The sequence below is a fragment of the Devosia sp. genome, from assembly GCF_036406155.1.
GTDB lineage: Bacteria > Pseudomonadota > Alphaproteobacteria > Rhizobiales > Devosiaceae > Devosia_A.
The window spans coordinates 1-22815 of record NZ_DASWVV010000071.1; the positions used below are offsets into that span (position 1 = coordinate 1).

Here is a 22815-nt window from a genome sequence, read left to right on the forward strand (position 1 = left end):
GGCAGCCTGCGCGACGCCGCCCGCGCGCCAGGGGTGCGCGAGGCGCTGCGCCGCGCCGGCGCCGACGTCTCCCGGCTCGAATTCGTAGCGCTCGACCTGGGCCGGGACGAGGGCTGGCGCGTGGCCCTGCGCGGCTGCCGCTATTTGCAGCACGTCGCCTCCCCGCTCGCGGTGCGCATGCCGAAGGACCGCGACGCCATGATCCGCCCCGCCCTCGAGGGCACGCGGCGTGCCGTTGCGGCGGCGCTCGCCGCCGGCGTCGAACGCATCGTGCTGACCTCCTCGACCGCCGCCATCATGGCCGGCCACGAGCGCGGCCACGCCGAGCCCTTTTCCGAGGCGGACTGGTCGCGCACCGACGGCGCCGGCATTTCCGCCTATGCCGAAAGCAAGACGCGGGCCGAGCTCGAGGCCTGGTCGCTGATGGAAGAAGCCGGCCGTCGCGACGACCTCGCCGTCATCAACCCGGCGGTGATCCTCGGGCCGCTGCTCGACGACGACCCCGGCATTTCGGCGCTGCTCGTCAAGCGCCTGCTCGACGGCTCCGTCCCGGCCGTAGCGCATCTCGACCTTGCCCTCGTCGACGTGCGCGACGTGGCGGCGCTGCAGCGCAACGCCATGCTCAGCCCGCGCGCCGGCGGGCGGCGCCACCTCGCGGCGGCCGGAAGCCTCGACCTCGTCGATCTCGCCCGCGGGCTGCGCGCCCGCTTCCCCGGCCACGCCGCGCGCATCCCCCGCCTGGTGCTGCCCGACTGGGCGGTGCGGCTCTACGCCCGCTTCGATGCGGATCTGCGGGACAATCTGGGCGCCCTCGGCCCGCTGCGCGCCATCGACAACCGGCAGGCGCTGGCCCTGCTCGGCCGGCCGTTCACCGCCCCCGCCGAGGCGGCGGCGGCGACCGCCGCCAGCCTCATCGCCCGCCGGCTGGTGTGAATGCCGGGGGGCGAAAAAAGGGGCTAGGCTAGGGCGCCGGGATTGGCTAAAAGCGGCCGCATCGGAACGGGGCTGTAGCTCAGTTGGGAGAGCGCATCGTTCGCAATGATGAGGTCAGGGGTTCGATTCCCCTCAGCTCCACCATTCCGATCCTCCCAGTCGCTGCCATGATGACGGACCGGTCTGCCGCTGGCGGATTTGGAGGCCGGAGCCTGCCACGGCGTCGCGGTTCCGCCGGGTTCTCCCCGTCGAATAGGGTTGCACAGGCATGCCCCGCGTCGGGACAGGGGCCGTCACGGCTCGGGCCGCCGGCCTTCCCAGGCGGCCTGCAGCAGCGCGCGGATGGCGGCGCGATCGACCGGGCGGGGGTTGGGATAGGGATTGGCGGTGGCCTCGTCGGCAGCGCGGTCGAGCGCGGCTTCGGCGAGGCCGAGGTCGCGCAGGGCCAGCGGCGCCTTGAGCGAGGCCGCGAAATCATAGAGGGCGGGTCCCGGCGCCCCGCCGAAGATGGCGCCCAGCGGCTGCAGCAGGTCGGGCACGGCCGCGGCGTTGAAGCCCACCGTGTGCGGCAGCATGACGGCGTGCGTTTCGGCGTGCGGCAGGTCGAAGCTGCCGCCCAGCGTATGGCAGAGCTTGTGGTGCAGCGCCATGGCCACCGATCCGAGCACCGTGCCGCACAGCCAGGCGCCATAGAGCGCGCCGCCGCGTGCCGCGAGGTCTGTGGGAACGGCGGCCACCCCGGGCAGGGCCTGCCGCATCGCACGCAAGCCCTCGAGCGCCAATAGCGTGGTGATCGGGTTGCGGTCCGCGGCGTAGAGCGCCTCGGCTGCATGGGCAATGGCGTTGAGGCCGCTGGTCACGCTGACGGCGGCGGACAGGCCGAGCGTCAGCTCCGGATCGTAGATGACGATTTCGGGCAGCACCCTGGGGTCGCGCAGCGTCGTCTTGCGGCCGGCCGCCGTCTGCCCGAGGATCGGCGTCACCTCGGAGCCGGCATAGGTCGTCGGCACCACTACCTGCGGCAGATCGGTGCGATAGGCGATCGCCTTGCCGAGACCCGTCGTCGAGCCGCCGCCCAGCGCCACCAGGCAATCGGCGCCCAGTTCCGCAACGCGCGCCAGCGCCTGCTCGGTGACCTCGACCGGCGTATGCATGACGGCGCCGGCGAACTGGCCGGCGGCGAGTGGGCCCAGCTGGCCGGCGAGGGCGGCCCCCTCCGCCCGCTGCTGCGGCGTCGTCAGCACGAGCGCCCGCCGGCAGCCCAGCGCCTCGACCCATTCGGACACGCGCCGCCGCGCGCCATTGCCGAAGACGATGCGGGCGGGATTGCCGCCATAGACGAATTCGAGGCTCATGAGCCGTATTCCGGAACGCGCTGGACAATCGGGGTTGCAGTGACGATCACGAGCCACTGAGACAACCTCGCCGGCATGTTAGCAGGTTCAAGGGGCGGCTGACGGCCCCTCGTGGGACCGCGGGACCTCATCGAACCTGCGACACGTTCCAGCTCTTCCGGCTGCAGCCTGATCCCCCTCAGTCGCGCCAGTAATTGTTGGCGGCGGCCACCGTCTGGAAGTGAAGAGCGATCACTTGCGAGGAGGCGATCAACTGCGTCGTGTCCTGCTCATAGGCGGCGCGCAGCTTGTCGCGGATCTCGGCCGACGGCTGGGTCAGCTTGACGCCGATGCGTGCCAGCCTGGCGGCGAGCTCGAAGCCCTCCTGCGGGGTGGCGGTCAGGAGGGAGGGGGCCAAGTGTCGGCCATTCTGTCTACCTTGCGATACGGACCAAGGAGCGCAGCCTAGCAGCGAAATCCCATCGGACAAGCCGGGTTACGATGCCTGCCCGCCGGCAGCCCGGGCGCGGGTGCGCAGGCCGGGCGCCTGTGCTAGCTAGAGATCGGCGGATCGGTCGGGACCGGCCGCAGCGAGGGGGCGACAGTGACGGCCGACGCAGACATCTTCACCGACGATTTCCGGGCCGCGCCCTATTGGTGGGACGGCACGCCGCGCCCGGACCTGGGCCAACCGCAGCTGCCCGCCGGCGTCGACGTCGCCGTCATCGGCTCCGGCTATACCGGGCTGCACGCGGCGCTGCAGACCAGCCGCGGCGGGCGCTCGACGCTGGTGCTCGATGCCGCCGACGCCGGCTGGGGCTGCAGCACGCGCAATGGCGGGCAGATCAGCACCAGCATCAAGCCCGATCTCGCAACGCTGGCGCGCCGCCACGGCACGGCGACGGCGCGCGCCATCCACGCTGAGGGCCACGCGGCGCTGGACTGGATCGGCCGGTTCATCACCGCGGAGAGCATCGACTGCGATTTCGGCGTCGTCGGGCATTTGCACGCGGCCCACAACGCGGCCGCCTTCGCCCGGCTGGCCGCCGAAGTCGGCAACGAGCCCGCCGGGCTCGAAACCGGCGCCCGCGTGGTGGAGGGCGCCGCGCTGCGCGCCGAACTGGGCACCGACGCCTATTGCGGCGGCGTCGTCTATCCGCGCCATGCCACGCTCGATCCCGGGCGCTACCATCAGGGCCTGCTGGAGCGGGTGGCGGCGGCGGGAGCCACGATCGCGCCCCATACGCCGGTCACCGCCATCGCGCGCGAGGCCGGCGGTTTCCGCCTGTCCACCCCGAGGGGCGAGATTGCCGCCCGCGACGTGATCATCGCCACCAACGGCTATACCGGCGCGCCGACCCCGTGGCAGCGCCGCCGCGTCATTCCCATCGGCAGCTACATGATCGCGACCGAACCGCTGGCGCCGGGCCTTGCCGACGAACTGTTCCCGACCGGGCGCACGGTCACCGACACGCGCAAGGTCGTCTACTACTACCGGCTCTCGCCCGACCGGCGCCGCGTGCTGTTCGGTGGCCGCGTCAGCGCCGGGGAAACCGATCCGCGGCTCAGCGCCCCGCTGCTGCGGGCCGAACTGGTGCGGCTGTTCCCCCGCCTGCGCGACATCCGCGTCAGCCATTCCTGGATGGGCTTCGTCGGCTATACCTTCGATACGCTGGCCCATGCGGGCCGGCATGACGGCATGTACTACGCCATGGGCTATTGCGGCTCGGGCGTGGCGATGGCGAGCTACCTGGGGATGCGCACCGGCCTCAAGGTGCTCGGAAGCCAGGAGGGGCGAACCGGTTTCGACGAGTTGAGCTTCCCCACCCGCCCCCTCTATTCGGGCCGGCCGTGGTTCCTCGCCGCCTCGGTGGCATATTACCGCTGGCGCGACCGGCTGAACCTGTAGCCGGCCGCCTCAGATCAGGGCGGCGATGCGGGCGGCGTCGGTCGCGGCCGGCAGGGTGCCGAAGGTACGGCCCCAGTCGCCCCCCAGCCGGGTGACGACGAAAGTTTCGGCGGCGACCGGCTCGCCGTGGCGCAGGAGTTCGCTTGCCTGCAGCAGCAGCGCCAGCGCCTCGACGAAGCGGCGGGCCTCGGCTTCGGGGACGCCCCGCTTGTAGCGGTCGAAGGCGGCGGCGAGCGCGGCGTCGTAGGCCCGGCTCGCGCCGCGGCCCAGTTCGAGTTCGGCGCGCAGGGCCTCGAGCGCGTCGGGAACGCGCTCCAGCGTGCGCAGCACGTCGAGGCAGACGATGTTGCCGGACCCCTCCCAGATGGCGTTGAGCGGGGCCTCACGGTAGAGCCAGGGCAGGTCGCCCTCCTCGACATAGCCAGAGCCGCCCAGGCACTCCATCGCTTCCGCCACCACCGCCGGGCAGCGCTTGTTCGACCAGTACTTGGCGAGCGCGACGCCGATGCGGGCGAAGGCGCGCTCGCCCAGGTCCGCTGCCGCCCGGTCGAAGGCGGCGGCGACGCGCAGGCCGGCCGCCAGCGCCCCGAGCCATTCGAGCGCGAGGTCGGCGAGCACCATCTGCATCAGCGGCTGGTCGGCCAGGGGACGCCCGAAGGCGGCGCGGCCGCGGCTCCACCAGGCGGCCTCCGCCAGGGCCCGGCGCATCAGCCCCGCGGGGGCCATGGCGGTATCGAGCCGGGTGTGGTGCACCATCTCGATGATGGTGGCGACGCCCCGGCCCGGCGCGCCCAGCCGCTCGGCCCAGGCGCCATGATACTCGATCTCGGCCGAGGCGTTGGCGCGGTTGCCCAGCTTGTCCTTGAGCCGGACCAGTTCGAGGCGGTTGCGCGTGCCGTCCGGCTGCCAGCGCGGCACGACGAAGCAGGTCAGCCCCTCCTCAAGCTGCGCCAGCGTCAGGAAGCCGTCGCACATCGGCGCGGAGCAGAACCATTTGTGGCCCCACAGCCGGTAGCCCTCGCCATCGGCCTCGGCCCGGGTGGTGTTGGCGCGCAGGTCGGAACCGCCCTGCTTCTCGGTCATCGCCATGCCGATGGTGAGGGCGGATTTTTCCGCCGCCGGGCGGCTGTCGGGATCGTAGCGGGCGCTGGTCAGGCCCGGCCGCCAGCGCGCCGCCAGCGCCGGCGTCGCCGCCAGCGCCGGCACGGCGGCATAGGTCATGGTCATCGGGCAGCACACGCCAGGCTCGACCTGGGTCATGAGGTAGACCATGGCCGCATGCGCGACGTGGCCGCCGGTCGGGTCGGCCGTCCATGGCAGGGCGGCGTAGCCGGCCTCGAGGCCGAGGCGCAGCAGTTCGTGATAGGCCGGGTGGAACGCCACCTCGTCGACGCGCCTCCCGGCGCGGTCGAACTGCCGCAACTCTGGGGGATGGCGGTTGGCATCGCGCCCCCAGCCCAGCACCTCGGCGCTGCCGAGGCGCCCGGCGAAGGCAGCGAGGCGGCTCGCGTGTGCCGGGGCGAGGCGGGCGACGGCGGTGCGCAGCGGCGCATCGGCCTCCCACAGCGGCAGCGACGCAAGCGGCTCGGGCTGGTTGAGCACGGTGTGGGTGGCAAGTTCGGCACGCGGCCGCAGAGGCGCCATGGCATCTCTCCCCGCGCCAGTAGGTGCCCGGCCCGCGCCGGTGTCAAGCGCGGGGCGCCGCTGAACGGCCCGCGCATACCGGCCGATTGATTTCTCCGGCCACCGGCTTATGTCATGACGACCGGCGCCCGCTGCGCCCCGAGCCCGTCCATGCCCGCTGAGTGCCGTCTCGACCGCCAGCATCCACAGGTCCGCGCCGCATGAGGCGGCTGGGCGGGTGGCTGCGCGTTGCCGTCGCCGATTTGCGCGGCGACGTGCGGCGCTTCGCCGTGCTGCTCGCCTGCCTGGCACTCGGCGTCGCCACCATCGCCATCGTCGGCTCGGTCGGCGCCGCGCTGCAGTCGGCCCTGACCCGCGACGCCCGCGTCGTGCTCGGCGGCGACCTCGAGGCGCGGCTGTCCTGGCGCGCGGCCAGCGAGGATGAGCGGGCCCTGTTCGCCTCCCTGGGCAGGCTGGCCGAGGTCGTCGAAGTGAGCGGCCGCGCCCGCGCCAAGGACGCCAGCGCCTTCGTCAGCCTGCGCGCCGTGGACGCCAATTATCCCCTGCTCGGGCGCGTCGACACCGACAGCGCGGCGCCGCTGGCTGCCCTGCTCGCTGCAAAGGACGGGCGCTTCGGCGCCGTGGCCGACCGGCTGCTGGCCGACCGGCTCGGGCTTGCGCCGGGCGACAGCTTCGAAATCGGCAAGGCCACCTTCGTCCTCGCCGCCCGGCTCGACGGCCTGCCCGACCAGGTGACGCAGGGCTTCCAGCTTGGCGTCCCGGTGCTCGTCTCGCTCGAAGGGCTCGCGGCCACGGGCATCCTCGCCCCCGGCGTCCTCGCCCGCTACCGCTACAAGCTGCTGCTGAACGACACCGGCTTCGACGCGGCGGCGGCCCGCATCGAGGCGGCCTTCCCCGAGGCCGGTTGGCAGCTGAGCGCGCCCACCGACGCCACCGCGGACCTCGCCCGTGCCTTCGACGTGTTCAGTCGTTTCCTGACCATCGTCGGGCTATCCTCGCTGCTGGTCGGCGGCGTCGGCGTCGCCAATGCCGTCGCCGCCTACGTCACCGAGCGGCAGCGCTCGATCGCCACCATGCGCAGCCTCGGTGCGACCAACGCCCGCATCATGGTGCACTTCCTGACGCAGGTGATGATCCTCGTCGGCGCCGGCGTCGCCATCGGCCTGCTGCTCGGGGTCGCGATGACGCTCGTGGCGCTGCCGGTCATCGGCGGGCTGCTGTCGATCGCGCTGCCCCCCTCGGTCGCGCCCCTGCCGTTGCTCGTCGCCGCCGCCTTCGGCCTCGCCGCCGGCTTCGCCTTCGCCTTCCTGCCCTTGGCCCGCGCCACCACCATCCGGCCGGCGACGCTGTTCCGCGCCGCCGGCGCCGCCGTCGAAGGCGGGCTGGGATGGCGCGACCTGCGGCGCCCGGCGATCATCGGCCCGCCCCTGCTCGCCGCCCTCGTCATGCTGGCGCTCGCCGCCGCCATTACGCCGCGGCCGCAGCTGATCTTCTGGTACGCGGTCGGCGCCATCACCGCCTTCGTCGTGCTGCGGCTCGCCGCGTCCGGGCTGCAGCGGCTGCTGCGGCTGGTCCCGCCGGCCCCCGGGACCAGGCTGCGCCACGCGCTCAAGGCGATCCACCGGCCCGGCGCCCCCGCCCCCACCGTCGTGCTCTCGCTCGGGCTGGGACTGGCGCTGCTGCTGCTCATTGCCCTCATCGATGCCAACCTGCGCGGCCAGCTCTCGGGCGAGATCGTCCGCGACGCGCCGAGCTTCGTGTTCATGGACCTGTTCGAAGACGAGGCCGCAGAACTCGCCGCCTTCACTGCGGCGGAGCCGCGGGCCGAGAGCTTCACCGCTACGCCGATGCTGCGCGCCGCGCTCACGCTGATCAACGGCAGGCCGCCGGACGAAGCCGGGACGCTGCCCGAGAACCTGCGCTTCCTGCTCGAAGGCGAGACGCCGCTGACGTGGTCGGCGGAGCTGCCGGCGGGCTCGCGGCTCACCGCCGGGCAGTGGTGGCCAGCCGATCACGCCGGCCCGCAACTGGTCTCGGTGTTCGCCGAACTGCGCGAGCCGCTCGGGCTGAAGCTGGGCGACACGCTCACCTTCATGCTGTTCGGCGAGCCGCTCGAGGCGAAGATCGCCAATTTCCGCGATTTCGAGTGGCGCGGCGGCGCCATCAACTTCTCCTTCGTGCTCTCGCCCGGTCCCGTCGAGGCCTTCCCGATGAGCCAGATCGGCATGCTCAAGGCGGCCCCGGGGCAGGAGGATGCACTGCAGCGGCTGCTGGTGGAGCGTTTCCCCGACCTCATCTTCGTGCCGGTCGGCGACGCCCTCGCCGCCGTCACCGCCATCCTCTCCACCCTCAGCAATGCCGTGGCGATCGTGGGCGGCCTCGCCGTGCTGAGCGGCGTCTTCGTGCTCGCCGGGGCGCTGGCCGCCGGCCGCCAGCAGCGCGAGGCCGATGCCACGGTGATGAAGGTGCTGGGCGCGACACGCGGCGACGTGGTGATCGCCTACCTCATCGAATACGGGCTGCTGGGCGCCCTGTCGGCGGCGCTGGCGGCGCTGCTCGGGGGCATCGGCGCCTGGGCCTTCGTCACCCTGGTGCTGGAGATCGGCTTCCGGCTCGACGCCGGCCTGGTGCTCATCGTCACCCTCACCGCGGTCGGGCTCACCATCCTGACCGGCATGCTCACGACGTGGTCGGCGCTGTCCGTGCGGCCGGTGCAGTTCCTGCGCGGCGAATAGGTCCCCGGCCCGGCTGGCCGCCCAGCGCCTGGACTGCCGCCGAACCGGCGGCGATGCCCGCCCCAAGGCATGCGTCGGGCGTGCGGCCCGCAAGTTCGGCACTGAGGAAGGCGGCGGCGAAGGCGTCTCCCGCCCCGGTCGTGTCGACGACTTCGACGGCGGGTGCCGGCAGGTCGAGCGCCACCCCCGCCCTGCCCCCGAGCGCTGCTCCCAGGGCGCCGCGCTTGACCACGACGCGGGGGAAATGCTGGCCGAGGAAGCGCATCTGCGCGTCGAGGTCGCCCATGCCCGACAGCGCCGCGGCTTCCTCCCCGTTGCACAACAGCAGGTCGGCCCCGGCGGTCCAGGCGAGGAAGTTCGCGGCGCCGACTTCGGCGAGGAACCCTGCCGAGGCGGCGTCGACGGCGAGCGGGATGAAGCGCCGGCGCGCCTCCTCGGTCAGGCAATGCACGGCCTTTCGCGGGCCGTCGGCGAAATACGAATAGCCCGAGACCAGCACCATGCTGGTGTCGTCGAGCAGCCACACCGGCATGTCGGACGGCGACAGCGCCAGATTGGCGCCGCGATCGGTCAGAAAGCTGCGCTCGCCGTCGGGGTCGACGATGGTGACCAGCATGCCCGAGGGCAGCAGCGGATCGGCGACGAGGACGGGGTCGACGCAGAAGCCCTTGAAATAGGCTTCGAGATGCGGCTTGTCCGCTGCCCCGACGCGGGCGACGAAACTGACCTTGGTGCCCATCGACCCCAGCCACACGGCCTGGTTGGCGCCGGACCCGCCCGGGCGCGAACGGATCGCGGCGCGCCGGTCGGAGCCGCGCACGAGCGGGCCCTCCGGCCTGACGATGATGTCGGTCATGACGTCGCCGACGACGAGGATGCGGCCCCCGCCCGCGCTCCGGCTCATGTACCGGCCTCGCCTTGCAACCGGCCGAGCGCGCCGGCGATTTCGGCGGCAACCGCGGCGTTGTGCTCGACCAGCGCGATATTGGCGGCGAGGCTGCGCCCGCCGGTCAACTCGAAGATCCGCTGCAGCAGGTATGGCGTCAGCGCCTTGCGGGTCACCCCCTGGCGCTCGGCATCGGCGATGGCCTCGGCGATGCGCATCTCGATCTCTTCGGCGTCGAGCGCGTCGGCCTCGGGGATGGGGTTGGCGACCAGCACCCCGCCCATGCCCAGTTCGAACTGCAGCGCGATCACCCGGGCGATGTCCTCGGCGCGGTCGAAGCGGTGGTCGACCGGCTGGCCGCTGGAGCGCGCCCAGAAGGCGGGGAAGGCGCTGGTGCGGTAGCCCAGCACCGGCACGCCGTTGGTTTCGAGCGTCTCCAGCGTCTTCGGGATGTCGAGGATGGACTTGGCCCCGGCACACACCACCGCCACCGGCGTGCGGCTCAGCTCCTCGAGATCGGCGGAGATGTCGAAGGTCGCCTCGGCGCCGCGATGCACCCCGCCGATGCCGCCCGTGGCGAAGACGGCGATGCCGCACATGGCCGCGATCTGCATGGTGGTGGCCACCGTCGTCCCGGCGATGCCGCCCGTCGCCAGCAACGCCGCGACATCGCGCCGCGAGGCCTTGGCGGCGTTGCCCCCGGCCCGGGCCAGGGCCTCGAGGTCTGGGCCGGAAACGCCGACGCGCAAGCGGCGATCCATGATGGCGATGGTGGCGGGCGTGGCCCCGTGGCGGCGCACCACGGCCTCGACGTTGCGTGCCATCTCGAGATTTTGCGGAAACGGCATGCCGTGCGTGATGATGGTCGATTCGAGCGCCACCACCGGCGTCCCTGCCGCCAGGGCCCCTTCGACCTCGCGACTAACGCTCAGATGCTGCCGTGCGCCCATGATACCGTCGCCTCCGCTGCGGTCACGGCATGCTTGGCCCGAACGCCGCTCCAATGCAAGCGGGGGCTGGGGCGCCGGCGCCCCTTCCCGCCGGACGCGCGGCCCCTCCACAGGCGACGTTTTCCGCCGCCCAAGGTCCTTGTCCCGCATGCGGATTGCCACTAGTTTGCGCCGGCGAGGCTCCCATCCGAGAGGGTCACTCCACTGAGCACGGTCATTGTTGGTCCGGACAGGCTGCCGGACCGATGCGCGCCCGCCTGGGCAAATGGCGATTCAACCCTCTCCCGGCGCCGCGAGGCGCCGTTTGGCCAGCCCGCGATCGCAGCCTCCGCCAGTCGCCGCAACCCGACACCGAGCACCGCGCTGGCCGGCAACCCGGACGCACCCGTCACGACAGTTCCGCCGCCGACGCGGCGCCGCCCCCGATAAGGAGACGAAACGCAAAATGCATAAACCTCTTATGGTAGCCCTCGGCGCGCTGCTGCTCGCCGCCCCTGCCCTCGCGCAGGAGAACGTCGTCAACGTCTACAACTGGTCCGACTATATCGCCGAGGACACGATCGCCAAGTTCGAGGCCGAGACAGGCATCAAGGTCAACTACGACGTGTTCGACAGCAACGAGATGGTGGAGGCCAAGCTCCTCGCCGGCAATTCCGGCTACGACGTCGTGGTGCCCTCGGGCTTCTTCCTCGAGCGCCAGGTTGCCGCCGGCCTGTTCCAGAAGCTCGACAAGTCCAAGCTGCCCAACCTGGTCAACATGGACCCGGCGATCATGGAGGAGACGGCGGCCCATGATCCGGGCAACGAGCACTCGGTCGACTACATGTGGGGCACGACCGCCATCGGCTACAACGTCGCCAAGCTCAAGGAGCGCCTCGGCGACCAGCCGCTCGACACCTGGGACATCATCTTCAAGCCGGAACTGGTGTCCAAGGCCGCCGATTGCGGGGTGACGCTGCTCGATGCCCCCGCAGAGGTGGTGGCCACGGCGCTCAACTATCTCGGGCTCGACCCCAACTCGGAAAGCGAGGCAGACCTGCAGAAGGCCAAGGAGCTGCTGCTGTCGATCCGGCCCTACGTGCGCTACTTCAACTCCAGCCAGTACATCGACGACCTCGGCAACGGCGAAGTGTGCCTGTCGATCGGCTATTCCGGCGACGTCTTCATCGCCCAGGCGGCGGCCCAGGAGGCAGGCCAGGGGGTCGAGGTCGCCTATGTCATCCCCAAGGAGGGGGCGCTGAAATGGTTCGACCTGTTCGCCATCCCGGCCGACGCGCCGCACCCGGACAACGCCCATAAGTTCATCGACTTCATGCTGCGTCCCGACATCGCCGCGGCCAACAGCAACTACGTGTTCTATGCCTCGGGCAACAAGGCCGCCCTCGACCTGATCGATCCCGAGGTGAAGGACGATCCGGCCATCTACCCGCCCGCCGAGGTGCTGGCCAAGCTGTTCCCGCTCAAGGCCCACACGCCCGACTACGACGAGGTCTTGACTGAAACCTGGCAGGCTATAAAGAGCGGCCAGTAGCAACATGCCGGGCGGGGGGTTGCCCCCGCCCGGTTCCTCTTTTGTCGACCGCTCGGGACTCCATGGCCAAGAAGCCCCAGATAGCCGCCGATACCCGCCCCTGGCGCGATCCAGCCGCCAGGCCGTTCGTGAGGATTCGCAACGTCACCAAGAAATTCGGCGACATCGTTGCCGTTTCCGACGTGTCGCTGGACATCTACAAGGGCGAATTGTTCTGCCTGCTCGGCGGCTCCGGCTCGGGTAAGTCGACGCTGCTGCGCATGCTGGCGGGCTTCGAGGAGCCGACCGCCGGCAGCATCGAGATCGACGGCCAGGACATGACCGGCGTGCCGCCCTACAACCGGCCGGTCAACATGATGTTCCAGTCCTACGCGCTGTTCCCGCACATGACGGTCGAACAGAACATCGCCTATGGGCTGAAGCGCGACGGCCTGCCGCGCGCCGAGATCGACGCCCGGGTCGGGGAATTGCTGCAGCTGGTCAAGCTCGAGGACTATGGCCGGCGCAAGCCGCACCAGCTGTCCGGCGGCCAGCGCCAGCGCGTGGCGCTGGCGCGCGCGCTGGCCAAGCGGCCCAAGCTGCTGCTGCTCGACGAGCCGCTCGGCGCGCTCGACAAGAAGCTGCGCGAGGAGACCCAGTTCGAGCTCGTCAAGATCCAGGAAACGCTGGGCGTCACCTTCATCGTCGTCACCCACGACCAGGAAGAGGCGATGAGCCTCGCCACCCGCATCGGGGTGATGAACCAGGGCGAAATCGTCATGGTGGGCGAGCCCACGGACGTCTACGAATTTCCCAATTCGCGCTTCGTGGCCGGCTTCATCGGCTCGGTCAACATGTTCGAGGGCGTCGTCGTCGAGGACGAGCCCGACCACGTGCGCATCCGCTCGGCCGAGGCCGGCACCGACATCCATGTCGGACACGGCGTCGACTGCGCCCCCGACCAGACGCTGTGGTACGCCATCCGCCCCGAGAAGATCACGCTGAGCCGCGAACGACCGGCCGGGGATGCCAACATCACCCGCGGCATGGTCGAGGACATCGCCTATCTCGGCGACATGAGCGTGTTCCAGATCAAGCTCGATTCCGGCCGCTACATCCGCGTCACCAAGGCCAATTCGCTGCGCGGCGACCCCGACGCCATCAAGTGGGACGAGTATGTGTGGTGCCAGTGGGGCGACACCTCCGGCTCGGTGCTGACGGTATGACGGCGCCCGGCGCGCCGGCGCCCCGGCGCCCCTGGAGCATGGTGGAGCACGCCCTCGCCGCCGTCGGCCTGTCCGGCCGGGCGCTGGTGATCTTCGCGCCGGCCTTCTGGCTGACGCTGTTCTTCCTCGTGCCGTTTGCCGTGGTCTTCGGCATCTCGCTTGCCGTCAAGCAGTTCGGCCAGCCGCCCTATTCCGACCTGATGACGACGACGGACGGCACCGTGCAGCTGACGCTGCACCTGTCGAACTACATCCGTATCTTCACCTCGCCGATCTATATCAGCGCCTATCTGTCGTCGGTGACGATCGCCGCCATCTCCACGGCGATCGCGCTGCTCATCGGCTATCCGATGGCCTATTTCATCGCCCGCGCCTCCGACCGCTGGCGCAACGTGCTGCTGATGCTGGTGGTGCTGCCGTTCTGGACGTCGTTCCTTTTGCGCGTCTACGCGCTCTCCGGCTTCCTGCGCGGCGAAGGGGTGATCAACAATTTCCTCGGCCTGTTCGGCATCGGCCCGCTGACCATGATGCAGACCGATTTCGCCGTCTATGTCGGCATCGTCTACACCTACCTGCCGTTCATGATCCTGCCCCTGTTCACGACGCTGGTGAAGCTCGACCAGAACCTGCTCGAGGCCTCCGCCGACCTCGGCTCGCGCCCGTGGCAGACCTTCCTGTCCGTCACCCTGCCGCTGGCGCTGCCCGGCATCGTCGCCGGCTCCATGCTGGTCTTCATCCCGGCCATCGGCGAGTTCGTCATCCCTTCGCTGCTCGGCGGCCCCGGCACCCAGATGATCGGCCGGGTGCTGTGGGACGAGTTCTTCTCCAAGACCAACTGGCCGCGGGCGGCGGCGCTGGCCATCGCCATGCTGGTGGTGGTGGTCATCCCCATCGTGCTCATGCAGCGCGCCCAGAGCGCCGTGATCGAAGGGCGACGCTGATGCGCCGCGGCTGGTTCCTGCCCCTCACGGCGGCGCTCGGCTTCGGCTTCCTGTACGCGCCGATCGTGTCGCTGGTGATCTTCTCGTTCAACTCCAACCGCCTGGTGACGGTATGGAGTGGCTTCTCGGTGCAAAGCTACAAGGACCTGTTCGCCGACCAGAAGATGCTGCAGGCCGCCTGGCTCAGCCTGCAGGTGGCCGCCATCAGCGCCACCATCGCGCTGGTGCTGGGCACGCTGTGCGCGGTGGCGCTGGTGCGCTTCCGCCGCTTCCGCGGCAAGACCGTGCTCGCCGGCATGGCCTCGGCACCGCTGGTCATGCCCGACGTCATTACCGGGCTGAGCCTGCTGCTGTTGTTCGTGGCCATGGAATCGGTGTTCGGCTGGCCGGCCGGGCGCGGCATGCTGACCATCATCATCGCCCACTCGACCTTCTGCATGGCCTATATCACCGTGGTGGTGCAGTCGCGCCTGCTCGATCTCGACCTCAGCCTCGAGGAGGCGGCGATGGATTTGGGCGCCACCCCGGTGCGCGTCTTCTTCGACGTCACCCTGCCGATCATCGCCCCGGCGCTGGTGTCGGGCTGGCTGCTGGCCTTCACCCTGTCGCTCGACGACCTCGTCATCGCCAGCTTCGTCACCGGGCCGGGCGCCTCGACGCTGCCGATCGTCATCTTCTCCAAGATCCGGCTGGGTGTCTCGCCCGACGTCAACGCGCTGGCCACCATCATCATCGGCATCGTCGCCCTCGGCGTCGGCGCGGCGACGCTGCTGCAGTTGCGCCGTCCGAAGACGAAGGCCTGAGCGGCCCGGCGCGACGCGCATGGCACCCCCGCCGTTGGACGTATTGATCGCGGCGTCGGCTTGTCCTACATCAGTGGCGTCGCTCCAGCCGGAGCGGCAGACGTTCTCAGGGCGGGGTGCAACTCCCCACCGGCGGTAAGCGGCCCCTGGCCGCAAGCCCGCGAGCGCTCCCGGCCAGCCCGGGAGGTCAGCAGATTCGGTGCGATTCCGAAGCCGACGGTCACAGTCCGGATGAAAGAGAACGGGTTCTGCGCCAGCCGGGCGCCGCCGCAGTCATTGGTGGCCGCCCACGGCGTCGATCCCCGTAACCCTGAGGAAACTGGTTACGGAAAGGATCGACGATGAACCAGATTTCCTCGACTTCCCACCACGGCGCCGCCACCGGCGCGTTGTTCATGCTGGCCGCCAGTCTCGCCTTCGCCGGCACCAACGTCCTGCAGTCGGTGCTGCCCTGGCAGTTCGGCATGAGTTCGACCGGCATGGCCTTCTGGCAGTACGTCATCGCCTCGGTGCTGGCGCTGCCGCTGATCCTGCGGATCGGCATCGGCAATCTGCGCACCCGCCACCCGCTCGCCCATGAAATCCGGGCGTTCGTCTCTGCGCTCGGCGTCCACGTCTTCGTCTATGGTTTCGCTTCCGGCGTGCCGATCTGGCAGATGGTGACGCTGCTCGCGGTGGCGCCGCTGTTCATCGTCCTCGGCTCCATCGTGTTCCTGGGCGAGCGCGCCTCGGGCACGCGCATCGTCGCGGCGCTGATCGGCTTTGCCGGGGCCGTCGTCGTCTCCGGCGTCGGCACCGAGTCCCTCGGCTGGCAGGCGCTCATCCCCGTCGCCGCGGCGGCGCTGTGGGCGACAACCGACGTGCTGACGCGGCACCTCGCGCGCCAGGGCGAGTCGCCGGAAACGCTCACCCTGTCGCTGCTCGTCCTGGTGACGCCCAACCATTTGCTGATCCTGCTCGCGGTCAACGCGCTCGGCTGGCTGGCACCGTCGCTGCTGCCGGCCGGCCTCGCGACCGGCTTCCCCTTCGCGCTGCCCGCGGCCGCCGAGGGTCTCCTCCTGCTGCTACTGCTCGGCGTGCTGACGGCGGCCGCACAGTACCTGCTGGCCTTTGCCTACAAGCTGGCCGACGCCACCTACCTGCAGCCTTTCGGCGACCTCAAGGTGCCGCTGAGCGCGCTGCTCGGCTGGGTCGCCCTAGGCCAGGTGCCCTCCGCCTGGTTCTGGCCGGGCGCCGCCCTCGTCCTCGGTGCCTCGCTCCTCATCTACGGCCGCGAGGCGCGCCCGCGCCCGGTCCTCGCCGCCGCCTGAGCGAGGGCGGCCGCCCCCGGCCTTTGCGGCTGAGGGCGGCTCGCCCGCCGGTCCTATTCCTGCTTCACGGCACTCCACGCCCCGCTCGGCTGGCACGCGATCAGCGTTTCCCTGACGGCGACAAGCGCCCCGCTCGAATAGTTGCGGTCCTCGTAAACGCAGTTGGCGCCGCCGCCCTCGGCCTCGGCCCAGCTACCGCCGCTGCCGCAGGCGTAGAACTTGCCGCCCACCCGCACGAGGCTGCCGGCCGAATAGCTCTGGCTGGCGTGCCAGCAGCGCCCGTCGACCGGGGCGGCCGGCGCCGCCTGGGCGCACGCCCCGGAAATCGAAAACAGCAAGAGGGCCAAACCGGCGAATATCCTCAACATCGCAATCTCCCTGATGAAATGCCGGGAGCCTACGGCAACGAGGACTGCATTCCTATACGTAAGACCACGAAGCCTCGCTGTGCGAGCGCGCCATGGCATGCACGGCGCGCTCGATGCCGAGCCCGGCGGCGAAGTCGATGATGTGCGCCGGCCGCCCGGCAATGGCTTCGAGCAGTTCGTGGCACTCGATGAGCTTGAGATCGTTGAAGCCGAGCCCGTGCCCGGGTGCCGGGACGAAGCGGTCGTAGGGAGGATGCGCCGGCGCGCTGAGCACGGTGCGAAAGCCCTGGTCGGCCGCATCGCCGGAGGCGGTGAAGAACTGGAATTCGTTCATCCGCTCCTGATCGTAGGCAATGGCGCCGCGCGAGCCGAAGACCTGCATGGCGAGCCGGTTCTTGCGGCCCCGGGCGGCGCGGTTGAGCGCCATGATGCCGGTGGCGCCGTTGCGCAATTCCATCAGCACCGAGGCGATATCGAAGGTCTCGACCGCCCGCCGTCCGCCCTCGGGGAGCGGTCGGTCGGGATAGGGCTTGGCCAGCTGCGCCATGACGCGCACGACCCCGCCGAACAGCACGTGCATGAGGCTCAGCGGATGCACGCCGAAATCGTCGAGGGCGCCGTAGCCGGAGGCGGCCTCGCTCTTCCAGCCGAACGGCGCCTCGGGATCGGCCATGAAGTCCTCGTCCATCTCGAAGCGCACGTGGCTGACCGCGCCGATGGCCCCCTCCGCCAGCAGGCGACCGATGTGCCGGATCAAGGGGTTCTGGATATAGTTGTAGCCGAGTACGGCGACCCGGCCGGCGGCGCGGGCGGCCGCGACCATGCGCTCGGCATCGACCAGCGTCGTCGCCATCGGCTTTTCGCACCAGACGTGCTTGCCGGCGGCGAGGGCGGCGAGCGCCATCTCCGCGTGCAGGGCGTTGGGCGTGGTGATCGAGACCACTTCAACCTCGGGGTCGTCGACAACCTCCCGCCAGTCGCCGGTCGCCCGCTCGAAGCCGAATTCGGCGGCGCGCCGCGCCGCCAGGTCGGCGCTGGCCTCAGCGAGATGGACGAGCCTGGGGCGGCGGCCGGTGCCGAATACCGGTCCAACCCCGTTCCAGGCGAGCGCGTGGCACTTGCCCATGTAGCCGGTGCCGATAAGGCCGACGCCGATGCTTGTCATTCGATCATCATTTCCGATCCCACTGAGGGAGCCCATGAGAGCCACCCCCTCCCCAGCCCTCCGCACGGAGGGGGAGGGTATTCCTCCGTGGACGCGGCAAAATGGTACCCCAACACAAAGGCCTCACCCTCTCCGCTTGCGTGGGGAGGGTCGGGGAAAGCCGTTCGGCCGAACCCGGACGGAATGGCGCCCGGAGCCAGAGCCCCGGGCGCCCGGCTTCAGGAGGAAGCCCTACTTGTACTGCTCGGCATTTTCCTTGGTGACCAGCACCGTGCCGGTGTCGATCCAGGCCTCGAGCGTCTTGCCGGCCTTGAGGTCGACCAGCGCCTGGATGGCGTAGGCCCCCATGTTGCCCGGCGCCTGCGCCACCGAGGCCGTCATCTCGCCGGCGAGGATGGAGGCGGCGGCATCCGGATTGGCGTCGAAGCCGACGACCATGACGTCCTGCAGCTTGCTCGCCGCCTTGAGGGCCTCGACCGCACCCAGCGCCATGTTGTCGTTGGAGCCGAAGATGCCCTTGATGTTGGGATTGCCGGCCAGGATGTTTTCGGTGACGGCGAGACCCTTGGCCCGGTCCCATTCGGCGGTTTGCTCGGCCACCACCTTGAGGCCGCAATCGGTCAGCCCCTTCTTGGCACCGTCGGCGCGCGCCTGCCCGGTCGACTGGCTGATCAGGCCCTGCAGGATGGCCACTTCCGCCCCGGACGGCAGGTTCTTGCACATGAAGTCGGCGGCGAGCGCCGCGCCCGCCTCGTTGTTGGTGCCGATGAAGGTCACGCCCTCGTTGATGCCGCGGGTGTCGACGAACACCACCGGCACGCCCGCGGCCTTGGCCGCGTCGACCACCGGGGCGAGCGCGTTGGGATCGGTCGGGGCGATGGCGAGCCCGTCGATGCCCTGGGCGATCAGGTCCTCGATCTGCGTGATCTGGGCCTGCACGTCGGACTCGGCCGGCGGCGCCACCACCACCACTTCGACCCCGAGCTCGGCGCCCTTGTCCTTGGCCCCTTGCTCAACCGCGGCCCAGAACGGATTGCCGGCGCCCGGGCCCTTCATGGCCAGCACGTAGGCGGCGTCGGCGCCGCCGGTCATGGCGGCCAGAGCTGCGAGCGCGACGCCGGTCATCAGCAGTTTCTTCATGTCGTGTCCTCCCTAGGAACGGTCTCCGGTTGAACGAGCCAGCCGGCGGGCGCGGAGACGCGGGCGCCGCCGGGGGAATGCCCTCAGGTCCGCACCGCCGCCTGCCGCCGCAACACGTCGACATAGACGGCCACGATGATGACCAGTCCGATCAGGATCTGCTGCCAGAAGGCAGAAACGTTGTTGATGTTGAGCCCGTTGCGGAGGATGCCCATGATCAGCACCCCGGCGAGCACGCCGAGTACGGTGCCGCGGCCGCCGAAGAACGAGGCGCCGCCGATGATCACCGCGGCGATGGCGTCGAGCTCGATGCCGATGCCGGCATTGGGGAAGCCCGAATCGGTGCGCCCGGCAAGCAGCAGGCCCGACAGCCCGGCAAAGAACCCGGAGATGATGTAGACCACCACCAGCGTACGGTCGACATTGATGCCCGAGACCCGCGCCGCCTGCGGATTGCCGCCGATGGCGAAGATGTGCCGGCCCATGTCGGTGTGCTCGAGGAAGAACCACAGCCCCACGGCGCAGGCGGCGACGAGCAGCAGGCTGGCGGGCAGGCCCGCCGGCGGCGCCAGCCCGAAACTGTAATAGGCCTGCCCCAGATAGCGCACCTCCGGCTGCAGCCCCGACACCGGGGCGCCGTTGGTGACGAGGAAGGTCAGGCCGCGGGCGACGTTGAGCGTACCCAGCGTCATGATGAAGGAGTGCGGCAGGCGCAGCACGGTGAGGCCGATGCCGTTGACCCAGCCGACGATGATGCCGATGGCCGGGCCGATCAGCAGCACCAGCGGCCACGGCAGCCCGGCCTTGGAGGCGATGGCCAGCGTCACCATGGAGAGCGCCATGATCGAGCCGACGGACAGGTCGATGCCGGCGGTGACGATGACCACGAACATGCCCAGCGCCAGCAGCGCCAGCGAGGCGTTCTGCTTCAGTATGTTGGTCAGGTTCTGCGCCGACAGGAAGACCTCGGGGCGGATGGCGGCGAGCACCAGCATCATCACGATGACGACCAGCACGATGCCGTAATGCTCGAGGAAGCGGGCGAATCCGGGGGTCATGGCGAGAGCCTGTCGTGGGCCAGGGCCTCGGTGTTGCCCTTGTGCCCCATGATCCAGCCGATGACCTCATTGCGGTTGGTGGCAGCGAGCGGCGCCTCGGCGAAATTGGTGCCCTGGTACAGCGCCATGACCCGGTCGCAGCAGTAGAAGATGTCGTCCATGCGGTGCGAGATGATGATCACCGCGACGCCGTGCTGCTTGAGGCTCCTGACGAGGTCGAGCACCTTGCCGACCTCCTTGATGGCGAGCGCGGCGGTCGGCTCGTCCATGATCACGAGGCGGGCCTGGAAGGCGGTGGCGCGGGCGATGGCCACCGCCTGGCGCTGCCCGCCGGACAGGTCCTCGGTGTTCTGGTCGACCGACTTGACCTGGATGTGCAGGCGCTCGAGATGGTCGGCAGCCATCTGCCGGGCCCGGGGATGGTCGACGATGGTCAGCGGTCCGAACCTGCGGCCCGGCTCGCGGCCGAGATAGATGTTCTCGTAGATCGCCATGTTCCCGGCCAGGGCGAAGTCCTGGTAGACCATCTCGATGCCGAGCTGGCGGGCGTCCTTGGGGCTGGCGAAGCGGACGGGCAGGCCGTCGAACACCAGTTCGCCCTCGGAGGGCGCGAACAGGCCGGAGAGAATCTTCATCAGCGTCGACTTGCCGGCGCCGTTGTCGCCGACGACGCCCAGCACCTCGCCGTGGTCGACGTGGAAATTGACGTCGTGCAGCGCCGTGATCGCCCCGAAATACTTGGCGATTCCCCTGGCCTTGAGCAATGGCGCCATCGACGGATCCTCCCGGCACCCGCGTTCTCGTTACGAGTGGAACGAATGGTGCTTTTCGTTTGCTGATAGAATGTTTATTCTATACTGGCTCGGAGCGTCAAGAGCGATGCGCGGCGGCGCGCCGCCGCGATCCGGTGATTTGGTGTGGAGCGCGCGCGGGGGGCAGGGATTTCCGCGCCGCTTGCGTTTATAGCGGGGAAACCATGGGCGGTGACAACACCATCGACGAGAGCGCGCCGCGCGACTTCGCCGCGCTGCGGGCGCTGATCCTCGGGCGCGCCCCGGAACTGCCGCGGCGGCTGACGCAGGTCGCGGCCTACGCCCTCGACAACCCCGACGAGATCGCCTTCGGTACCGCCGCCAGCGTCGCCCAGCACGCCGGCGTGCAGCCCTCGACGCTGGTGCGCTTCTCGCAGGCCCTCGGTTACCAGGGCTTTTCCGACCTGCAGGACGTGTTCCGCTCGCGCCTCAGGGAGCGCGTGCCCAGCTACGACGAGCGCCTCAGGCAATTGCGCGAGCACGGGCACGAGGCCAGCCAGGCGCGGGCCCTGCTCGACGGCTTCGCCGAGGCGGCGCTGCGCTCGGTCGGCGATTTCCAGGCCAAGGCCGACGCGGCGGCGATCGAGCAGGCGGCCGAGATCCTCGCCGGCGCCGAGACCATCTACCTCGCCGGCCTGCGCCGCTCCTTCCCGATCACAGTCTACATGGCCTACGCCATGGGCAAGCTGGGCATCCGCAACATCCTCGTCGACGGCATCGCCGGGCTGGGGGCGGAGCAGACCAGCTTCGCCTCGGGCCGCGACGCCCTGCTCGCCATCAGCTTTACCCCCTATGCCAGCGAGACGGTGACGCTGGCCAACGCAGCCAAGGCGAGGGGCGCGCGCGTCGTCTCCATCACCGATTCGGTGTTCTCCCCGATCGCCCCGGTCGCCGACGCCTGGCTCGAGGTAGTGGAGGCCAATTTCGAGGGTTTCCGCTCCATGGCCGCGACCATGGCGCTGGCCATGACGCTGACCGTGGCGGTGGCCGGCCGGCGCAGCGAGCGGGCCTAGCTCAGCCGAGCCGCACCGCCTGCCCCGTCCGCCGCGACTGCGTCGCCGCCTCGGCGAGCCGTTGCGCCATCAGCCCGTCATGGCCGTCGGCACGCGGATGCGCCCCCGTCTCGAGGGCATCGAGGAAGGCGGCGATCTCGGCAGCGTAGGCCGCCGCGTAGCGGTCGATGAAGAAATTCTGGATGACGTCGGCGCAGAAGCCGGCTCCATCGGCGCGCTCGAGCGTACTCATGTGCACGTTGCCGGCCCGCAGCATGCCCTTGGCCCCATGCACCTCGATGCGCTGGTCGTAGCCGTAGGTGGCGCGGCGCGAGTTGGTGATGACGACGATCTTGCCCGAGGCGGTCTGCATCTGCACCGCGGCGGTGTCGACGTCGCCGGCCGCTCCGATGGCCGGATCGACCAGCGCCCCGCCCAGCGCATGCACCACCACCGGCTCCTCGCCCAAGAGGAAGCGGGCCATGTCGAAATCGTGGATCATCATGTCGCGGAACAGCCCGCCGGAGCGCTCGACATAGGCGAGCGGCGGCGGCGCCGGGTCGCGGCTGATGATGGTGACGAGTTCGACTTCACCGATCTCGCCGGCGCGCAGGCGCCGCTCGAGGCCGCGGAAATTGGCGTCGTAGCGGCGGTTGAAGCCGATCATCAGCGGCACGCGGGCGGCCTCGACCACGCTGAGGCACTGCTCGATGCGCTCGACCGAGAGCGACACCGGCTTTTCGCACAGGATCGGCTTGCCGGCCCGCGCCGCCTGCTCGATCAGGTCGGCGTGGGTATCGGTGGGGGTGGCAATGAGCACGGCGTCCACCTGCGGCGAGGCGAGGATGTCGTCGATGGAGGCGATTTCGGCGCCGACGCTTGCGGCCAGCGCCTGCGCCGCCTCGGGCACGGCGTCGGCCACGCGGGTGACGCGGGCGCGGCCGGAGCCGGCAATGGTTGCGGCGTGCACCTTGCCGATCCGCCCCGCCCCCAGGATCCCGAAACGCACCATGGCCCCCCTCAATTTCGCCCGTCGGATGAACCGATCACGAACGGATTTTTACGAAGATCACCGCTGCGATCCCGAAATAGAACATCC

Annotated in this window: 19 protein-coding genes, 1 tRNA gene, 1 pseudogene and 1 riboswitch; of the genes and pseudogenes, 10 read left to right on the forward strand and 11 right to left on the reverse strand. The window is 70.2% G+C overall.

The genetic code is table 11. The annotated features are described in order from the left end of the window. The coding region (locus tag VGD93_RS04430) for an NAD-dependent epimerase/dehydratase family protein (protein ID WP_395009578.1) at positions 1 to 933 on the forward strand (933 nt) is incomplete at its 5' end. A 68-nt stretch (positions 934 to 1001) separates the two neighbouring features. Then, positions 1002 to 1077: transfer RNA gene (locus VGD93_RS04435), tRNA-Ala, on the forward strand. Between the two features lie 149 nt (positions 1078 to 1226). Here the strand turns inward: VGD93_RS04435 and VGD93_RS04440 are convergent. Next, entirely contained in the window at positions 1227 to 2288 is a 1062-nt protein-coding gene (locus VGD93_RS04440) for a maleylacetate reductase (RefSeq protein ID WP_395009580.1), read from the reverse strand. A 178-nt stretch (positions 2289 to 2466) separates the two neighbouring features. After that, positions 2467 to 2696, reverse strand: a pseudogene (locus tag VGD93_RS04445) (hexameric tyrosine-coordinated heme protein). Between the two features lie 175 nt (positions 2697 to 2871). Between VGD93_RS04445 and VGD93_RS04450 the strand changes: the two are divergent. Beyond that, positions 2872 to 4176, forward strand: coding sequence for an NAD(P)/FAD-dependent oxidoreductase (locus tag VGD93_RS04450; RefSeq protein WP_395009582.1), 1305 nt, complete (start codon positions 2872 to 2874; stop codon positions 4174 to 4176). A gap of 9 nt (positions 4177 to 4185) precedes the next feature. On the opposite strand, the gene VGD93_RS04455 is transcribed toward VGD93_RS04450, so the two are convergent. Beyond that, a complete protein-coding gene (locus VGD93_RS04455; protein ID WP_395009584.1) occupies positions 4186 to 5820 on the reverse strand; it encodes an acyl-CoA dehydrogenase family protein in 1635 nt (544 codons plus the stop codon). A 200-nt stretch (positions 5821 to 6020) separates the two neighbouring features. On the opposite strand from VGD93_RS04455, the gene VGD93_RS04460 reads away from it, so the two are divergent. Then, positions 6021 to 8555: an ABC transporter permease gene (locus VGD93_RS04460; RefSeq protein ID WP_395009586.1), complete on the forward strand. Its 2535-nt coding sequence runs from the start codon at positions 6021 to 6023 to the stop codon at positions 8553 to 8555. Here the strand turns inward: VGD93_RS04460 and VGD93_RS04465 are convergent. Beyond that, positions 8500 to 9459 (reverse strand): carbohydrate kinase family protein, encoded by a 960-nt coding sequence (locus VGD93_RS04465; RefSeq protein ID WP_395009588.1) that lies wholly within the window; start codon positions 9457 to 9459, stop codon positions 8500 to 8502. The two genes, VGD93_RS04460 and VGD93_RS04465, sit on opposite strands and share 56 nt — an antisense overlap. Next, entirely contained in the window at positions 9456 to 10391 is a 936-nt protein-coding gene (locus VGD93_RS04470; RefSeq protein WP_395009590.1) for a pseudouridine-5'-phosphate glycosidase, read from the reverse strand. The genes VGD93_RS04465 and VGD93_RS04470 overlap by 4 nt, the downstream gene beginning before the upstream one ends. Before the next feature lie 445 nt (positions 10392 to 10836). On the opposite strand from VGD93_RS04470, the gene VGD93_RS04475 reads away from it, so the two are divergent. The 5 genes from VGD93_RS04475 to VGD93_RS04495 all read left to right on the forward strand — a co-directional run bounded on the left by VGD93_RS04475 (position 10837) and on the right by VGD93_RS04495 (position 16181). Next, a complete protein-coding gene (locus VGD93_RS04475; protein WP_395009592.1) occupies positions 10837 to 11922 on the forward strand; it encodes a polyamine ABC transporter substrate-binding protein in 1086 nt (361 codons plus the stop codon). 62 nt (positions 11923 to 11984) lie between these two features. Further along, positions 11985 to 13127, forward strand: coding sequence for an ABC transporter ATP-binding protein (locus tag VGD93_RS04480; RefSeq protein WP_395009594.1), 1143 nt, complete (start codon positions 11985 to 11987; stop codon positions 13125 to 13127). 38 nt (positions 13128 to 13165) lie between these two features. After that, positions 13166 to 14068, forward strand: a complete 903-nt coding sequence (locus VGD93_RS04485) for an ABC transporter permease subunit (RefSeq protein WP_395009596.1) — start codon at positions 13166 to 13168, stop codon at positions 14066 to 14068. Continuing rightward, positions 14068 to 14871, forward strand: a complete 804-nt coding sequence (locus VGD93_RS04490; RefSeq protein ID WP_395009598.1) for an ABC transporter permease subunit — start codon at positions 14068 to 14070, stop codon at positions 14869 to 14871. The genes VGD93_RS04485 and VGD93_RS04490 overlap by 1 nt, the downstream gene beginning before the upstream one ends. Positions 14872 to 14969: 98 nt before the next feature. Continuing rightward, a riboswitch (FMN riboswitch) is annotated at positions 14970 to 15118 on the forward strand. A 94-nt stretch (positions 15119 to 15212) separates the two neighbouring features. Further along, entirely contained in the window at positions 15213 to 16181 is a 969-nt protein-coding gene (locus VGD93_RS04495) for a DMT family transporter (RefSeq protein ID WP_395009600.1), read from the forward strand. A gap of 53 nt (positions 16182 to 16234) precedes the next feature. On the opposite strand, the gene VGD93_RS04500 is transcribed toward VGD93_RS04495, so the two are convergent. The 5 genes from VGD93_RS04500 to VGD93_RS04520 form a co-directional block, all read right to left on the reverse strand. Further along, positions 16235 to 16549: a DUF1496 domain-containing protein gene (locus VGD93_RS04500; RefSeq protein ID WP_395009602.1), complete on the reverse strand. Its 315-nt coding sequence runs from the start codon at positions 16547 to 16549 to the stop codon at positions 16235 to 16237. A gap of 52 nt (positions 16550 to 16601) precedes the next feature. Then, positions 16602 to 17714: a Gfo/Idh/MocA family protein gene (locus tag VGD93_RS04505; protein WP_395009604.1), complete on the reverse strand. Its 1113-nt coding sequence runs from the start codon at positions 17712 to 17714 to the stop codon at positions 16602 to 16604. Positions 17715 to 17945: 231 nt separating this feature from the next. Further along, on the reverse strand, positions 17946 to 18854 hold the full coding sequence (locus VGD93_RS04510) for a sugar ABC transporter substrate-binding protein (RefSeq protein ID WP_395009606.1): 909 nt from the start codon (positions 18852 to 18854) through the stop codon (positions 17946 to 17948). Between the two features lie 83 nt (positions 18855 to 18937). Next, complete coding sequence (locus VGD93_RS04515; protein ID WP_395009608.1) at positions 18938 to 19912, reverse strand: ABC transporter permease; 975 nt, start codon at positions 19910 to 19912, stop codon at positions 18938 to 18940. After that, positions 19909 to 20685: an ATP-binding cassette domain-containing protein gene (locus VGD93_RS04520; RefSeq protein ID WP_395009610.1), complete on the reverse strand. Its 777-nt coding sequence runs from the start codon at positions 20683 to 20685 to the stop codon at positions 19909 to 19911. The genes VGD93_RS04515 and VGD93_RS04520 overlap by 4 nt, the downstream gene beginning before the upstream one ends. Before the next feature lie 203 nt (positions 20686 to 20888). On the opposite strand from VGD93_RS04520, the gene VGD93_RS04525 reads away from it, so the two are divergent. Beyond that, entirely contained in the window at positions 20889 to 21737 is an 849-nt protein-coding gene (locus VGD93_RS04525; protein WP_395009611.1) for a MurR/RpiR family transcriptional regulator, read from the forward strand. A gap of 1 nt (position 21738) precedes the next feature. Here VGD93_RS04525 and iolG read toward each other — a convergent pair whose 3' ends face one another. Beyond that, the gene (gene iolG / locus VGD93_RS04530; protein ID WP_395009613.1) at positions 21739 to 22728 is read right to left on the reverse strand and encodes an inositol 2-dehydrogenase; all 990 of its coding nucleotides are present in this window, start codon (positions 22726 to 22728) and stop codon (positions 21739 to 21741) included. Between the last annotated feature and the right edge of the window lie 87 nt (positions 22729 to 22815).

What these genes read in the sequence shown, in the direction of transcription:
- VGD93_RS04515 (WP_395009608.1), bottom strand. Translation starts at nt 19,912, where the DNA reads ATGACCCCCGGATTCGCCCGCTTCCTCGAGCATTACGGCATCGTGCTG.
- VGD93_RS04505 (WP_395009604.1), bottom strand. Translation starts at nt 17,714, where the DNA reads ATGACAAGCATCGGCGTCGGCCTTATCGGCACCGGCTACATGGGCAAG.
- VGD93_RS04485 (WP_395009596.1), top strand. Translation starts at nt 13,166, where the DNA reads ATGGTGGAGCACGCCCTCGCCGCCGTCGGCCTGTCCGGCCGGGCGCTG.
- VGD93_RS04455 (WP_395009584.1), bottom strand. Translation starts at nt 5,820, where the DNA reads ATGGCGCCTCTGCGGCCGCGTGCCGAACTTGCCACCCACACCGTGCTC.
- VGD93_RS04495 (WP_395009600.1), top strand. Translation starts at nt 15,213, where the DNA reads ATGAACCAGATTTCCTCGACTTCCCACCACGGCGCCGCCACCGGCGCG.
- VGD93_RS04440 (WP_395009580.1), bottom strand. Translation starts at nt 2,288, where the DNA reads ATGAGCCTCGAATTCGTCTATGGCGGCAATCCCGCCCGCATCGTCTTC.
- VGD93_RS04520 (WP_395009610.1), bottom strand. Translation starts at nt 20,685, where the DNA reads ATGGCGCCATTGCTCAAGGCCAGGGGAATCGCCAAGTATTTCGGGGCG.
- VGD93_RS04460 (WP_395009586.1), top strand. Translation starts at nt 6,021, where the DNA reads ATGAGGCGGCTGGGCGGGTGGCTGCGCGTTGCCGTCGCCGATTTGCGC.
- VGD93_RS04465 (WP_395009588.1), bottom strand. Translation starts at nt 9,459, where the DNA reads ATGAGCCGGAGCGCGGGCGGGGGCCGCATCCTCGTCGTCGGCGACGTC.
- VGD93_RS04470 (WP_395009590.1), bottom strand. Translation starts at nt 10,391, where the DNA reads ATGGGCGCACGGCAGCATCTGAGCGTTAGTCGCGAGGTCGAAGGGGCC.
- VGD93_RS04510 (WP_395009606.1), bottom strand. Translation starts at nt 18,854, where the DNA reads ATGAAGAAACTGCTGATGACCGGCGTCGCGCTCGCAGCTCTGGCCGCC.
- iolG (WP_395009613.1), bottom strand. Translation starts at nt 22,728, where the DNA reads ATGGTGCGTTTCGGGATCCTGGGGGCGGGGCGGATCGGCAAGGTGCAC.
- VGD93_RS04475 (WP_395009592.1), top strand. Translation starts at nt 10,837, where the DNA reads ATGCATAAACCTCTTATGGTAGCCCTCGGCGCGCTGCTGCTCGCCGCC.
- VGD93_RS04490 (WP_395009598.1), top strand. Translation starts at nt 14,068, where the DNA reads ATGCGCCGCGGCTGGTTCCTGCCCCTCACGGCGGCGCTCGGCTTCGGC.
- VGD93_RS04480 (WP_395009594.1), top strand. Translation starts at nt 11,985, where the DNA reads ATGGCCAAGAAGCCCCAGATAGCCGCCGATACCCGCCCCTGGCGCGAT.
- VGD93_RS04500 (WP_395009602.1), bottom strand. Translation starts at nt 16,549, where the DNA reads ATGTTGAGGATATTCGCCGGTTTGGCCCTCTTGCTGTTTTCGATTTCC.
- VGD93_RS04525 (WP_395009611.1), top strand. Translation starts at nt 20,889, where the DNA reads ATGGGCGGTGACAACACCATCGACGAGAGCGCGCCGCGCGACTTCGCC.